Origin of the sequence: Pseudomonas farsensis (assembly GCF_014268805.2) — a bacterium.
GTDB classification, from domain to species: domain Bacteria; phylum Pseudomonadota; class Gammaproteobacteria; order Pseudomonadales; family Pseudomonadaceae; genus Aquipseudomonas; species Aquipseudomonas farsensis.
This window is the reverse complement of record NZ_JABWRF020000001.1, coordinates 332,185-346,789: the sequence shown is the minus strand read 5'-3', so window position 1 is coordinate 346,789 and position 14,605 is coordinate 332,185. Positions and strand designations below refer to the sequence as shown.

The window sequence follows — 14,605 nt, the reverse complement described above, 5'->3', positions numbered from 1 at the left end:
CCGGTTTCATACACAATCGCGGGCGACACAGGGCCGCCCTTGCACTGTTCAGGCCTGGCGCTTCTTCTTCAGCTTGAACGCCACCCACAGCACGGCAATCCAGGCCGGGATCAGCATCACCGAGATGCGGATCGGCGGCGTCAGGTACATCACCACCAGAATCAGCACGATGAACGCCAGGCACAGGTAGTTGCTCACCGGGTGGCCCCAACTGCGGTAAAACGGCGTGATGCCTGCCGCAAGCTTGGCCCTGCGGAACTTCAGGTGGGTAATGCTGATGCTCGCCCAGTTGATCACCAGCGCCGACACTGCCAGCGCCATCAGCAGGCCAAAGGCTTCGCCCGGCATCAGGTAGTTGATGACCACGCACAGCCCGGTGGCGAACGCCGACACGCCCAAGGCATTCAATGGCACACCCCGACGGCTGACCTTGAGCAACTGACGCGGTGCATCACCCTGCGAAGCCAGACCAAACAGCATGCGGCTGTTGGCGTACACGCAGCTGTTGTAGACCGACAGCGCGGCAGTCAGCACCACTACGTTGAGGATGGTCGCCACCAGATCGCTGTCCAGCTCATGGAAGATCATCACGAACGGGCTGCCGCCCTGCACCACTTTCTGCCAGGGGTACAGCGACAACAGCACGGCAAGGGCGCCGATGTAGAAGATCAGGATGCGGTAGACCACCTGATTGGTCGCCTTAGGGATGCTTTCACGCGGGTTGGCAGCCTCGGCCGCCGTGATACCCACCAACTCCAGGCCACCGAAACTGAACATGATCACCGCCAGCGCCATCACCAGCCCGGTCACGCCATTGGGGAAGAAGCCGCCGTATTGCCACAGGTTGGCGACACTGGCGTCGGGGCCGCCGTGGCCACTGCTGAGCAGCCAGGCACCAAAGCCGATCATGCTGACGATGGCCACGACCTTGATCAGCGCAAACCAGAATTCCAACTCGCCATAGACCTTCACCTGGGTGAGGTTGATGGCGTTGATCACCACAAAGAAGATCGCAGCCGTGGCCCAGGTGGGGAAGTCTGGCCACCAGTACTTGACGTAGATACCCACGGCGGTGAGTTCGGCCATGCCAACCAGCACGTACACCACCCAGTAGTTCCAGCCTGAGACGAAGCCTGCAAACTCGCTCCAGTACTGGTGGGCAAAGTGGCTGAAGCTGCCGGCAACCGGCTCTTCAACGACCATTTCACCCAGCTGGCGCATGATCAGGAAGGCCATCAGGCCGGCAACTGCATAGCCCAGCAATACCGAGGGGCCGGCGAGCTGGATGGTCTGGGCGATGCCCAGAAACAGCCCGGTGCCGATGGCGCCGCCCAGCGCGATCAGCTGGATATGGCGATTCTTCAGCCCGCGCTGCAACCGCTCGGGCGTGCTCTGGTCTTGCATGAAGTGTCCTTTAGGTGTGGCAGTGTCATTGGTTTTATGTGCAGCAAGGGTCTAGATCCAACCGCCCCACTGCAAGACGAAAATGCCGATATTGGTGGTGATCGCCGCCATCAGCGTGGTGATCACGATGATCGATGCCGCCAACTCGTGGTTGCCATTGGCAGCCCGCGCCATCACGTAACTGGCCGCCGCCGTGGGGCTGCCGATGTACAGGAACAGGATGCCAAGCTCGGCGCCACGAAAACCGCAAAGCCAGGCGCCAAGGGTACCCAGGATCGGCAGCCAGACCATCTTCACCAGGCTGACGTCCATCGCCAGCCTGCCGCTATCGCGCAGCGCTGACAGCGACAGGGTTCCGCCGATGCAGATCAGTGCCAGCGGCAAGGTCATCTGTGCCAGGTAATCACCGGAGGTCAGCAGCCAGTTCGGCAGCGGCACCTGGCCGTAGGCCATGGGAGTAGCCGCCAGCACGCTGAGGATCAACGGGTTGCTGAAAATGCTCTTGCAGATGCTCCACGGGTCGGACTTGAGGTCGGGGCTGTACACCGCCAGCACCACCGCCGACAGCGAGTTGTACAACAGGATCACCAGCCCGGCCAGCACTGCGCCGAGAGAAATACCATAGTCGCCGTACAGGCTGGCGGCCAGAGCAAGGCCGATTACGCCGTTGTTGCCGCGAAATGCGCCTTGGGTATAAATGCCGCGATCTGCCAGCGGGCTGCGCCAGATTGCCAGGCCCCAGGCAATGGCAAAACCTGCCAGTGTGGAGGCGACAAAATACAGGATGACCCCAGGTTTTACCGCAGCGGCAAGGTCGGCGTGATAGATGCCCAGAAACAGCAGCGCCGGCATGCACACGTTGAACACCAGCGATGAGGCGACCTTGCTGAAATTGTCGTCGATCAGGCCGATGCGCTTGAGCAGTATGCCCATGAACAGCATGGCAAAGACCGGGGCCGTGATGTTCAGCGTCTGGATAAGAAGGGCGAGCATGCGCAAGCGATCCTGAAGGGAGTGGCCGTTAGGCGGCTAATGATACGCCAACACGCCGGGAAATGCGGGGATCGAGGGGGACTTTAATGGTCTACTTGGCCCCCACACTGAGTTTTGGAGCACCGTTGCGTGCCGGCCTGTTCCGACCTCATCGCAGGCTGTCGCCAGCTCCCACAGAAACCGCGCACAGCCGCAATATCAAGGTCTGGCCCATATTCCTGTGGGAGCTGGCGACAGCCTGCGATGGGGCCAGCACAGGCTTGTACAAACCCATGGAAGACCCACGTCCGGGCTTCAGCGCCGGACCGGGCGCTTCTGCAGTTTGCGCTGCAGGGTGCGCCGGTGCATGCCCAGCGCCCGCGCGGTGGCCGAGATGTTGCCCTCGTGCTCGCCGAGTACGCGCTGGATGTGCTCCCACTGCAGGCGGTCAACCGACATCGGGTTCTCCGGCACCAGCGAGTCCAGGTCGGTGTGTTCCGACAGCAGAGCGGCCAGCACGTCATCCGCGTCGGCCGGCTTGCACAGGTAATTGCAGGCGCCACGCTTGACCGCCTCGACCGCCGTGGCAATGCTCGAGTAACCGGTCAGGATCACCACGCGCATTTCCGGGTCCAGCTCAAGCAACTTGGGCAGCAACACCAAGCCCGAGTCGCCTTCCATCTTCAGGTCCAGCGTGGCGTAGTCCGGCAGGTCCTGCTCGGCCAGTTTCAGGCCCTCTTCGGCAGAACCTGCGGTGCTCACCCGAAAGCCGCGGCGGCTCATCGCGCGCGCCATTACCCGGGTGAACGTAGCGTCATCGTCCACCAGCAGCAGGTGCGGCAGTTCTTCGCCTTCGACCTGGTTTTCTTCGCTCATCTTCAATCTCCTCGCTTGCCATGGGGCAGGCGCAATTCGGTCAGGGTGCCACCCTGCTCATGACTATAGAGTTTCACCGAACCGCCTGCGCGGGTCACACTGGCCTTGCTCAAGAACAGGCCCAGGCCGAAGCCTTTGCCCTTGGTGGTAATGAAAGGCTTGCCAATGGCTTCGGCAATCGCCGCAGGCACACCGGGGCCGTGGTCGCGGATGCTGATGACGATGTCCTGAGGGTCCCAGTCCAGGCGCACCTCCAGGTCGTCCGGGCAGGCATCGGCGGCGTTGTTCAGCAGGTTCAGCAAGGCCTGGGTAAGGTCCGGTGGCGGAGTCAGCCGCGGCACATCGCCGTCACGCAGGCGCTGGAAACGGTAGCTGGCCTCCGGGCGCATCAGGTGCCAGCGGTTGAGGGCCTCGTCGAGCCAGGCGGTGACCTCCTGCTCGACGATCGCCAGCCGGCGGTTGGCCTCGGCGGCGCGCACCAGTTGCTGCAGGGTCTCTTTGCACAGCTTGACCTGGTCCTGGAGGATCTGCAGGTCCTCCTGCAACAGCGGGTCGGTGTGGTCCTGGCGCATTTCGTTGATCAGCACGCTCATGGTCGCCAGCGGCGTGCCCAGCTCATGGGCGGCACCAGCGGCCTGGGTGGCGACGGCCAGCAGCTGTTCATCGCGCAGGCTTTCTTCGCGGCGCTCGGCACGCAAGTGCTCCTGGCGGCGCAGCTCTTCGGCCATGCGCGCGGCAAAGAAGGTGATCACCCCCGCAGCCAAGGCAATACTCAGCCACATGCCATAGACCTGCATGGTGTCGCGCGCCAGCGGCAGGGTTTCGAGCGGGTAGAACTGCACCAGCAGCATGCTGTAGGCCACCAAGGCAATGCCCGACAGCACCAGCGAGTAGATCCACGGCAAGGTGACGGCGGCGATGGCCAGCGGCACCAGGTAATAAGAGACGAACGGGTTGGTCGAGCCGCCCGAGTAATACAGCAGCGCGCTGTGGATCAGCAGGTCACAGGCCAGTTGCAGGGCGTATTCCAGTTCGGTAACCGGCAGCGACAGGCGCAGGCGCAGCGCGGTGAACGCGCACAGCAGCGATGACAGGGCCAGGGTGACTGCCAGGGAGAACCACGGCAGTGGCAACAGCTCGGTCCAGTAGGCGACCCCCACCGAGCCTGCCTGGGCAGCCAGGACGAGAACGCGGATAACGGTCAGGCGCCAGAGGTTCTGGCGTGTCGCGGATAGCGGATGTACGGCGGCGAGCATGAGCTCTCCCGATGAGTGCTCCAGGAAAATCGGCTGGAGTATACCGAAGGCAGGGGCCTCGCTGCAGCGATGCGGCAAAGCGCCACAGTTTGTCACACATTCATGATGGCACTTTTGAACCCACTACACTGTCCTCGGTCTGAACGGCCATGCGTAGCACGAGCATCGTCGCCACGCCCCTACCTGCCAAGGAGCAACACATGCACATTTCCCGTCGCGGCAAAGCCCTCGCCCTGTCCTGCGGCCTGCTCGCCAGCCTGCCCGCGCTGGCAGCCGATGAGCCGCGTTACAACCAGGTCTCGCTGCGTGCAGAGGTCAGCAAGGAAGTCGCCCGTGACCTGATGGTGGTGACCCTGTACAGCGAAGCGCAGAACACCGACCCGGGCAAACTGGCCAAGCAGATCACCGAAACCATGAACAAGGCGGTGCAACAGGCCCGTGATGCCAAAGAGGTGAAGATCAGCCAGGGCAGCCGCAACAGCTACCCGATCTACGACACCAAGGGGCAGAAGATCACCGGCTGGCGCGAGCGCGCCGAGCTGCGCCTTGAAAGTGCCGACTTCCCGGCCCTGTCCAAGCTCACCGGCGAGCTGCTGCAGGACCTGAAAATGGGCGGCATGGACTTCTCGATTGCGCCAGGCACGCGCAAGACCAGCGAAGACCAACTGCTCAAGGATGCCGTGGCAGCCTTCAAGGCCCGCGCGCAGCTTGCCACCGAAGCGCTGGGCGGCAGTGGCTACAAGGTAGTCAGCCTGAACCTCAACAGCAGCGGCTACCCACGTCCTTACATGCGCAGCGCGCCCATGGCGATGATGGCCAAGTCTGCCGACGAAGCGGCGCCAGCGCCGGATATCGAGGCGGGCACCAGCGAAGTGAGCATGAGTGCTGATGGCTTGATCGAAGTGCAAGTGCCCTGAGCCCAACCTGGCGGGCGCGCCCGCTTGCACTGTGAGTTCAAGGCCGCGGGCACCTGCCCCGGCCTTATCGCAGGCTAGCGCCAGCTCCCACAGAAACCGCGCCGAGCACCGACATTGAAGTCCGACTCAGATCCCTGTGGGAGATTCTATGGTTTTGTACAAGTCTGTTCTCGCCAGACACATCTCCTTGTGGCGAGCGGGCTTGTCCCGCGTTGGGCTGCGCAGCAGCCCCCTGAAAACCCAAGGGTAAACCTCAGGGCTGCTGCGCAGCCCAACGCGGGACAAGCCCGCTCGCCACAACTGCCATCATTTCCCATAGGATGGGGTCCAACCAGCAATGTTGCGGTTGAGCACGGTCTCTGTGGGAGCTGGCGCTAGCCTGCGATATGGGCGGAACAGGTTTGACCAAGCCCCAACACTCCAATCGCCTACCCAGATTTCAGACCCTTCCTACGCCCTTTTAAGGCGCATCCCCTTGTAATTCCCGTTCCGAAAACCCTCGAAAAACTAGCGCAAATTCGACACGCAAACGATCAACTCGATCAAAAATTACATGAATGCGACATCTGAGTACGAACGTTCCACATTTGCACCTTCACCCCGCCGCTGACGGTTGCAATGGGAACAGGGCCTGCATAAGTATCCGCAGGTCGGCTCACGAGGCCACCTCACTTCAAAAATGACAAAAAATGAGGCCATCATGCTCAAACACGCAGTCATTCCGTTCCTATTAGGTGCAGGCTTGCTAGCCGGCGCACCGTCCGCGCTCGCTGCCAGCAACCTGGTGTTCTGCTCCGAAGGCAGCCCGGCAGGCTTCGACCCCGGCCAGTACACCACCGGCACCGACTTCGACGCCTCGGCCGAAACCATGTTCAACCGCCTGACCCAGTTCGAACGCGGCGGCACCCAGGTGGTGCCGGGCCTGGCCACCCAGTGGGAAGTCGCCGACGACGGCAAGACCTACACCTTCCACCTGCGCGAAGGGGTCAAGTTCCACACCACCGCCTATTTCAAGCCCACCCGCACCTTCAACGCCGACGACGTGCTGTTCACCTTCAACCGCATGCTCGACAAGAACCACCCGTTCCGTAAGGCGTACCCCACCGAATTCCCCTACTTCACCGACATGGGCATGGACAAGAACATCGCCCGCATCGAAAAGGTCGACGAGCACACCGTGCGCTTCACCCTCAACCAGGTGGACGCCGCGTTCATCCAGAACCTGGCCATGAGCTTCGCCTCGATACAGTCCGCCGAATACGCCGACCAGTTGCTCAAACAGGGCAAACCCACCGACATCAACCAGAAGCCCATCGGTACCGGCCCGTTCGTGTTCAGCAAGTACCAGAAGGACGCGCAGATTCGCTACAAGGGCAACAAGGAGTATTGGCAACCCGATGACGTGAAGATCGACAACCTGATCTTCGCCATCACCACCGATGCGTCGGTACGCATGCAGAAGCTGCGCAAGAACGAATGCCAGGTCACGCTGTTCCCGCGCCCGGCCGACATCGAGCCGTTGAAGCAGGACCCGAAGCTGAAGATGCCTGACCAGGCCGGCTTCAACCTGGGCTACATCGCCTACAACGTGATGGACAAGATCAAGGGCGAGAGCCAACCCAACCCGCTGGCGCAGCTCAAGGTGCGCCAAGCCCTGGACATGGCGGTGAACAAGCAGCAGATCATCGAGTCGGTGTACCAGGGCGCAGGCCAGTTGGCGGTGAACGCCATGCCGCCGACCCAATGGTCCTACGACACCACCATCAAGGACGCCAAGTACGACCCCGAAAAAGCCCGGCAACTGCTCAAGGAAGCCGGCATCAAGGAAGGCACCGAGATCACCCTGTGGGCCATGCCAGTGCAGCGCCCCTACAACCCCAACGCCAAGCTGATGGCCGAAATGCTGCAAGCGGACTGGGCCAAGGTCGGCATCAAGGCCAAGATCGTCAGCTATGAATGGGGCGAGTACATCAAGCGCTCCAAAGGTGGCGAAAACGGCGCCATGCTGATTGGCTGGAGCGGTGATAACGGTGACCCGGACAACTGGCTCGGCACCTTGTACGGCTGCGACGCGGTGAACGGCAACAACTTCTCCAAGTGGTGCTACAAGCCCTACGACGACCTGATCAAACAGGCCAAGGCCACCCCGGACCAAGCCCGTCGCACCGAGCTTTACCAGCAAGCGCAACACATCATCAAAGAGCAGGTGCCGATCACCCCGATCGCCCACTCCACCGTGTACCAGCCCATGAGCACCACCGTGCAGGGCTTCAAGATCAGCCCGTTCGGCCTGAACTCGTTCTACGGGGTCAGCGTGTCCAAGTAAGGCCCAGCCCCTTATGCCGCAGCCTGCGGCTGAGGGGCGGGTAGGACCGAACCGCTTGTAGGGCATTTCCTTCAGCTCAGTCGGAAATGCCCCACTGCCCTATAGGCAATAGCTGTCTGTCTCCCGCTTCCTGACGCCCCTATCGTCAGGACCGGGATTCTGCTGCCGCTTTTTGCCTTTTTGCGGCCTGGTAACAACACGGACAAAGGAACTGCCATGCGCCACCACCTGCTACGCCCAACGCTGATCGCCCTCGCCTTGCTGGCACCGGCCCTGCCCAGCCACGCCAGCAGCCTGGTGTTCTGCTCCGAAGGCAGCCCGGCGGGGTTCGACACCGCCCAGTACACTTCGGCCACCGATAACGACGCCGCCGAGCCGCTGTATAACCGCCTGGTAGAGTTCGAACGCGGCGGCACCGCCGTGCAGCCGGGGCTTGCCACGCACTGGGACGTGTCAGACAACGGCCTGCGCTACACCTTCCACCTGCGCAAGGGGGTGAAATTCCACAGCAACAAGCAATTCACCCCAAGCCGTGACTTCAACGCCGACGACGTGCTGTTCACCTTCAACCGCATGCTCGACAAGCAGCACCCGTTCCGCCTGGCCTACCCCACCGAGTTTCCATACTTCGTGAGCATGGGCCTGGACAAGAACATTGCCGGCATCGAGAAAGTCGACGCGCACACCGTGCGCTTTACCCTCAACCAGGTAGATGCCGCGTTCATCCAGAACATCGCCATGGCCTTCGCCTCGATCCTCTCGGCCGAATACGCCGAGCATCTGATGGCCAGCGGCAAGCCCAGCCACATCAACCAGCAGCCCATCGGCACTGGCCCGTTCGTGTTCCAGCGGTACCAGAAGGACACCCAGATTCGCTACAAAGGCAACCCGGCGTATTGGGCGCCAGAGCGGGTCAAGGTCGACAACCTGGTGTTCGCCATCAATGTCGACGCCTCGGTGCGCATCCAGAAGCTGCGCCGCAACGAGTGCCAGGTCACCCTGCACCCGCGCCCGGCAGACCTCGCCGCCCTGCGCCAGGACAAAACCCTGCAGGTGCTGCAAAAACCCGGTTTCAACCTCGGCTACATCGCCTACAACACCCAGCACCCACCGTTCGACCGGCTTGAGGTGCGCCAGGCCATGGACATGGCGGTGAACAAGCAGGCCATTCTCCAGGCGGTCTACCAGGACTCCGGGCAAATCGCGGTAAACGCCATGCCGCCGACCCAGTGGTCCTATGACGAAACCCTCAAGGACGCCCCCTACGACCCGGCGAAAGCCAAACAACTGCTGGACCAGGCCGGGGTCAAGCCTGGCCACGAAATCACCCTGTGGGCCATGCCAGTGCAGCGGCCCTACAACCCCAACGCCAAGCTCATGGCCGAAATGCTCCAGGCCGGCTGTGGTGCGACGCCCAGTACGACGCGCTGGTGAAAAAAGCCAAGCAGGTCACCGACCGCAAGCAGCGCACCGCGCTTTACCAGCAAGCCCAGCAACGCCTCAAGCAACAGGTGCCGATCACGCCGGTGGCCCACTCCACGGTCAACCAGCCGCTGAGCCTCAAGGTGCATGACTTCAAGGTCAGCCCGTTCGGGCGCAACGTGTTTTCCGACGTCGCCGTCGACTGAAACTCCCAGGCGCAGGGCAAGCCATCAACCGCTGCCCGCGCCGTCCCGCTTGTGCCTGGTGATCCCAGGCAGCCCTGGCAACACCCGCAGCACCTAGCCACCCCCGAGCCCACAAGGCACGGGCATAACTAAAAGAACCAAAGGGAGCTTCAACTTGAAACCGATGAATAAAACCGCGCTGGCCTTGGCCATTGGCGCGCTCTGCTCGCTCGCCCACGCCGAACCGCAAAGCCAGGGCTTCGTGCCGCTGGCACTCAAGGCCGACAGCGCACAAAGCCAGGCCACAGGCTTCGTCGATGGCCAGAGCCTGTCGGGCAGCACCCGCAACTGGTACGCCCGCGAACGTGCCACCCGCGCACCGCTGTGGAAGTACACCAAGAGCGACGGCAGCCGCCACGACACCCACAGCCGCGACAACTGGCTGCAAGGCAACATCCTCAATTACAGCTCGGGGTTCACCCAGGGCACGGTCGGCTTTGCCGTCGAGGCCGCCGCCTACAACGTCATCGCTCTGGAGCGCGGTCGCGCTGCTGTAGCCGGCCCCAACAACCGCACCCTTACCCACAGCGACGGCGACCCGATCGGCCAGTGGAGCAAGCTGGGCCTGGGCAACGTCAAGGCACGGGTGTCCAACACCACGCTGACCCTGGGCCGCCAGTCGGTCGATACGCCCATGATCGCCTACATCGGTAACCGCGCGTTGCCGTCGAGCTTCCAGGGTGCGTTTGTGCACAGCGCCGAGTTCGACAACCTGTCCTTCGACCTGGGCACCTTCGACCGCGTCTCGCCGCGTACCGAGCAGAGCCTGAGCAAGTTTCGCAGCGAGTACGGCGCTGCGGGCCTGCAAACCGACCGCGCCAGCACCGCCGGCCTGAACTACCAGCCGTTCAAGAGCCTGACCACCAGCCTCTATGCCAGCAGCGTCGAAGACTTCTGGAACCAGTACTACTTCGGCGCCAGCCACGTGCTGGGGGACAGCTCGCTGCTGAGCCTGACCACGGGCCTGAACTACTACAAGACCGTCGACGCCGGCAGCAAGAAGCTGGGCGACATCGACAACGACACCTATAGCCTGTCGTTCGGCCTGACCCACCAGGGGCACACCCTCAGCGCCTCATGGCAGCAGGTCATGGGCAACGAGTACTTCGACTACCTGCACGAAACCAACGGCATCTACCTCGCCAACTCGTTGCTGTCGGACTTCAACGGCCCCAACGAGAAATCCCTGCAGATCAGCTACGTGCTGAACATGGCGCAATACGGCGTGCCAGGGCTCAAGTTCAACCTGTACAACGCCCGTGGCTGGGGCATCGACGGCACCCATTACCGTGGCACGGCCTACGACGTGCGCGGCATGGACGGCGAAAACCACTATGAGTGGGGCGTAGGCACCAGCTATGCGGTACAGAGCGGCATTCTCAAGGACAGCACCATCCGCGCCACCTACACCGCCCACCGCGCCAGCAAGGCCCAGGCCGATGGCAGCCTGGACGAACTGCGCCTGGTGACCACCATTCCATTCAACATTCTCTGACCACTAGCGCCATGGCCCGCCGTGTTGCGGGCCATGGCAACTACGCTGGAACAATCACTGCAGGGAGGTCCCATGAGCTCACTCACGCTACGCGCGGCACTGGCAGCACTCATTTTCGGCGCAGCCTCGAACCTTGCGGCCAAGCCGCTGGTGGTCTGCACCGAAGCCAGCCCGGAAGGCTTCGACATCGTCCAGTACACCACTGCCGTCACCGCCGATGCCGCCTCCGAAACCGTGTTCAACCGCCTGGTCGACTTCAAGCCCGGTACCACCGACATCCAGCCGGCACTAGCCACCCACTGGGACATCAGCCCCGACGGGCTGCGCTACACCTTCCAGCTGCGCCAAGGGGTGAAGTTCCACACCACCGATTACTTCACGCCCAGCCGCGAATTCAACGCCGACGATGTGCTGTGGAGCCTCAACCGCCAGTTGCGCCGCGACCACCCATGGCACGACAAAACCAGCGTCGGCTACCCCTATTTCGAGAGCATGGCGTTCAGCGACCTGCTCAAGTCGGTGGAAAAAACCGGCCCCTACACCGTGGTCATCACCTTGAACCGCCCCGAGGCGCCGTTCTTGCGCGACATGGCCATGGGGTTCACCTCGATCTACTCGGCCGAATATGGCGACCAATTGCTCAAGGCCGGCAAAGCCGCCGAACTCAACAGCAAGCCGGTGGGCACCGGGCCGTTTGTTTTCCAGCGCTACAACAAGGACGCGCAGGTGCGCTTCAAGGCCAACCCGGATTACTTTCGCGGCAAGCCCCCCAGCGATGGGCTGATCTTCGCCATCGCCACCGACAACAACGTGCGCCTGCAAAAGCTGCGCGCCAACGAGTGCCAGGTGGCGCTGTCCCCCAAGCCTGAGGACGTGCCGGCAATCAAGGCCGACCCTAAGCTGAAAGTCGCCGAAATCGAGGCGATGGTGACCGGCTACATCGCCATGAACACCGAACACCCGTACCTCAGCGATGTGCGCGTGCGCCGGGCGATCAACCTTGCCTTCGACCGCCAGGCCCACGTCGACCAACTGTTCGGCAAAGGCAACGCGCAGCTTGCGGTGAACCCCTACCCGCCCACCCTGATCGGCTTCAACCACGAAAACCGCAACCCGCCCCGCGATCTTGCCAAGGCCCGCGCCCTGCTTGCCCTGGCTGGGGTGCCGGATGGCACGACCTTTACCCTGTTCACCCGCAACGGCGGCGGCCCGACCAACCCCAACCCGCGCCTTTCAGCCGAAATGCTGCAGGCGGACCTGGCCAAGGTCGGCCTGAAGCTCGATATTCGCGTCATGGAGTGGGCCGAGATGCTGCGCCGGGCTAAAAAAGGCGAGGCAGACATGGTTTCGACAGGCTGGGGCGGCGACAACGGCGACCCGGACAACTTCCTCAGCCCACTGCTTAGTTGCGATGCCGTCAAAACTGGCGAGAACTATGCGCGCTGGTGCAACCCTAAGTTCCAGCAACTGATCACGCGTGCCCGTGAAGTGATCGACAACGATGAACGCGCCAAGCTCTATAGCGAGGCCCTGGCGGTGTACGATGAGGACCAGCCCTGGATCAGCATGGCCCACCCCAAACTGTTCACCGCCATGCGCGAGAACGTGGAGGGTTATGTGATCAACCCACTGACCAACAACAACTTCGCCACCACCAAGGTGAAGTAGAACAACAACGACCGCCGACACCCCACACGGGCACCGGCGGCACCGCCGTACCACGGCTGATGAGGTAACCCCGACAATGTTGAGTTTTATTGCCCGGCGCCTGGGCCTGCTGATTCCGACTTTTTTCGGTATCACCCTGCTGACCTTTGCGCTGATACGCCTGATCCCCGGTGACCCGGTGGAAGTGATGATGGGTGAGCGCAGGGTCGACCCTGAAATGCACGCCCAGGCCATGGAGCGCCTGGGGCTGAACAAGCCGCTGCCTGCGCAGTACGTGGACTACATCGGCAAGCTCGCCCAGGGCGACCTCGGTGAATCGCTGCGCAGCCGCGAAAGCGTGTGGAGCGAATTTCTGACCCTGTTCCCGGCCACCGTGGAGCTGGCGTTTTGCGCCCTGCTGTTCGCCGGGGTGTTCGGCCTGCTGGCCGGGGTGATTGCAGCCCTCAAGCGCGGTTCGCTGTTCGACCATGGGGTCATGGGCATCTCGCTGACGGGCTATTCCATGCCGATCTTCTGGTGGGGCCTGGTGCTGATCATGTTCTTCTCGGTCAAGCTTGGCTGGACCCCGGTGACCGGGCGTATCGACGTGCTGATGGACATCGAGCCGCGCACCGGCTTCATGCTCATCGACACCCTGCTCAGCGATGAAGAAGGCGCGTTCAAGGATGCGCTGATGCACCTGATCCTGCCGTCCATCGTGCTCGGCACCATTCCGCTGGCGGTCATCGCCCGCATGACCCGCTCCTCCATGCTTGAAGTGCTGCGCGAAGACTACATCCGCACCGCCCGCGCCAAAGGCCTGTCGCCGGCGCGCATCGTGTTCATCCACGGCCTGCGCAACGCGCTGATCCCGGTGTTGACCGTGTTCGGCCTGCAGATCGGCACCTTGCTCGGTGGCGCGGTGCTGACCGAAACCATCTTCTCCTGGCCGGGCATCGGCAAATGGCTGATCGAAGCCATCGGTGCCCGTGACTACCCGGTGGTGCAGAACGGCATCCTGTTGATCGCCTGCCTGGTGATCCTGGTCAACTTCGTCGTGGATATCCTCTACGGCCTGGCCAACCCACGCATCCGTCATCAGCGCTGAGGCCCAAGCCATGACTAGCCCTATTTCCAAAGCTGGCACTGCGCCTGGCGCCGTCGACCACAGCTCGCTGTACCCCTCGCCCTACAAGGAATTCTGGCAGGCGTTCTCACGCAACAAAGGTGCGGTAGCGGGCCTTGCCTTCATGCTGCTGGTGGTGTTTTGCGCGCTGTTTGCCCCTTGGGTGGCGCCGCACAACCCCAGCGAGCAATACCGCGACTTCCTGCTCACGCCACCGGTGTGGCTCGAAGGCGGCACCTGGCAGTTCGTGCTGGGCACCGACGAACTGGGCCGCGACCTGCTCTCCCGGCTGATCCAGGGCGCGCGCCTGTCGCTGCTGATCGGCCTGTCGTCGGTGGTGATGTCGCTGATCCCAGGCATCCTGCTGGGCCTGTTCGCAGGCTTCTTCCCACGGCTGCTGGGCCCCTCGATCATGCGCCTGATGGACGTGATGCTGGCACTGCCCTCGTTGCTGCTGGCCGTGGCCATCGTCGCCATCCTAGGCCCAGGCCTGATCAATACCGTGATCGCCATTGCCATCGTGTCGCTGCCCTCCTACGTGCGCCTGACCCGCGCTGCCGTCATGGGTGAGCTGAACCGCGACTACGTCACCGCCGCCCGCCTGGCCGGCGCCGGGCTGCCGCGCCTGATGTTCGTCACCGTGCTGCCCAACTGCATGGCGCCGCTGATCGTGCAGGCGACCTTGAGTTTCTCCTCGGCGATTCTCGACGCCGCCGCGCTGGGCTTCCTGGGCCTCGGCGTGCAGCCCCCCACCCCGGAGTGGGGCACCATGCTGGCCTCGGCCCGCGACTACATCGAACGCGCCTGGTGGGTAGTGAGCCTGCCCGGCCTGACCATATTGCTCAGTGTGCTGGCAATCAACCTGATGGGCGACGGCCTGCGCGATGCGCTGGACCCGAAACTCAAGAACGCCGCCTGA

At 62.8% G+C, this 14,605-nt stretch carries 10 protein-coding genes and 1 pseudogene; 7 read left to right on the top strand and 4 right to left on the bottom strand.

Annotation, left to right across the window (positions count from 1 at the left end):
• Positions 1 to 48: 48 nt before the first annotated feature.
• The 4 genes from HU719_RS01570 to HU719_RS01555 form a co-directional block, all read right to left on the bottom strand.
• Entirely contained in the window at positions 49 to 1,404 is a 1,356-nt protein-coding gene (locus HU719_RS01570) for an amino acid permease (protein ID WP_186536158.1), read from the bottom strand.
• 51 nt (positions 1,405 to 1,455) lie between these two features.
• The gene (locus HU719_RS01565; RefSeq protein ID WP_186536156.1) at positions 1,456 to 2,397 is read right to left on the bottom strand and encodes an AEC family transporter; all 942 of its coding nucleotides are present in this window, start codon (positions 2,395 to 2,397) and stop codon (positions 1,456 to 1,458) included.
• Between the two features lie 294 nt (positions 2,398 to 2,691).
• Positions 2,692 to 3,252 carry a response regulator transcription factor gene (locus HU719_RS01560; RefSeq protein WP_186517396.1) on the bottom strand — a complete coding sequence of 187 codons (561 nt, stop codon included), beginning with the start codon at positions 3,250 to 3,252 and terminating at the stop codon, positions 2,692 to 2,694.
• 2 nt (positions 3,253 to 3,254) lie between these two features.
• Positions 3,255 to 4,508: an ATP-binding protein gene (locus HU719_RS01555; protein WP_186536154.1), complete on the bottom strand. Its 1,254-nt coding sequence runs from the start codon at positions 4,506 to 4,508 to the stop codon at positions 3,255 to 3,257.
• A gap of 200 nt (positions 4,509 to 4,708) precedes the next feature.
• Between HU719_RS01555 and HU719_RS01550 the strand changes: the two genes are divergently transcribed.
• The 7 genes and pseudogenes from HU719_RS01550 to HU719_RS01520 all read left to right on the top strand — a co-directional run bounded on the left by HU719_RS01550 (position 4,709) and on the right by HU719_RS01520 (position 14,605).
• Positions 4,709 to 5,425: an SIMPL domain-containing protein gene (locus HU719_RS01550; protein WP_186536152.1), complete on the top strand. Its 717-nt coding sequence runs from the start codon at positions 4,709 to 4,711 to the stop codon at positions 5,423 to 5,425.
• A gap of 700 nt (positions 5,426 to 6,125) precedes the next feature.
• Positions 6,126 to 7,751, top strand: a complete 1,626-nt coding sequence (locus HU719_RS01545; RefSeq protein ID WP_437179636.1) for an ABC transporter substrate-binding protein — start codon at positions 6,126 to 6,128, stop codon at positions 7,749 to 7,751.
• A 216-nt stretch (positions 7,752 to 7,967) separates the two neighbouring features.
• Positions 7,968 to 9,379, top strand: a pseudogene (locus tag HU719_RS01540) (ABC transporter substrate-binding protein).
• A 163-nt stretch (positions 9,380 to 9,542) separates the two neighbouring features.
• Positions 9,543 to 10,913: an OprD family porin gene (locus HU719_RS01535; protein ID WP_186535284.1), complete on the top strand. Its 1,371-nt coding sequence runs from the start codon at positions 9,543 to 9,545 to the stop codon at positions 10,911 to 10,913.
• Between the two features lie 72 nt (positions 10,914 to 10,985).
• Complete coding sequence (locus HU719_RS01530; RefSeq protein WP_186535280.1) at positions 10,986 to 12,581, top strand: ABC transporter substrate-binding protein; 1,596 nt, start codon at positions 10,986 to 10,988, stop codon at positions 12,579 to 12,581.
• 76 nt (positions 12,582 to 12,657) lie between these two features.
• A complete protein-coding gene (locus HU719_RS01525; protein ID WP_186517401.1) occupies positions 12,658 to 13,668 on the top strand; it encodes an ABC transporter permease subunit in 1,011 nt (336 codons plus the stop codon).
• A gap of 10 nt (positions 13,669 to 13,678) precedes the next feature.
• A complete protein-coding gene (locus tag HU719_RS01520) occupies positions 13,679 to 14,605 on the top strand; it encodes an ABC transporter permease subunit (protein WP_186535278.1) in 927 nt (308 codons plus the stop codon).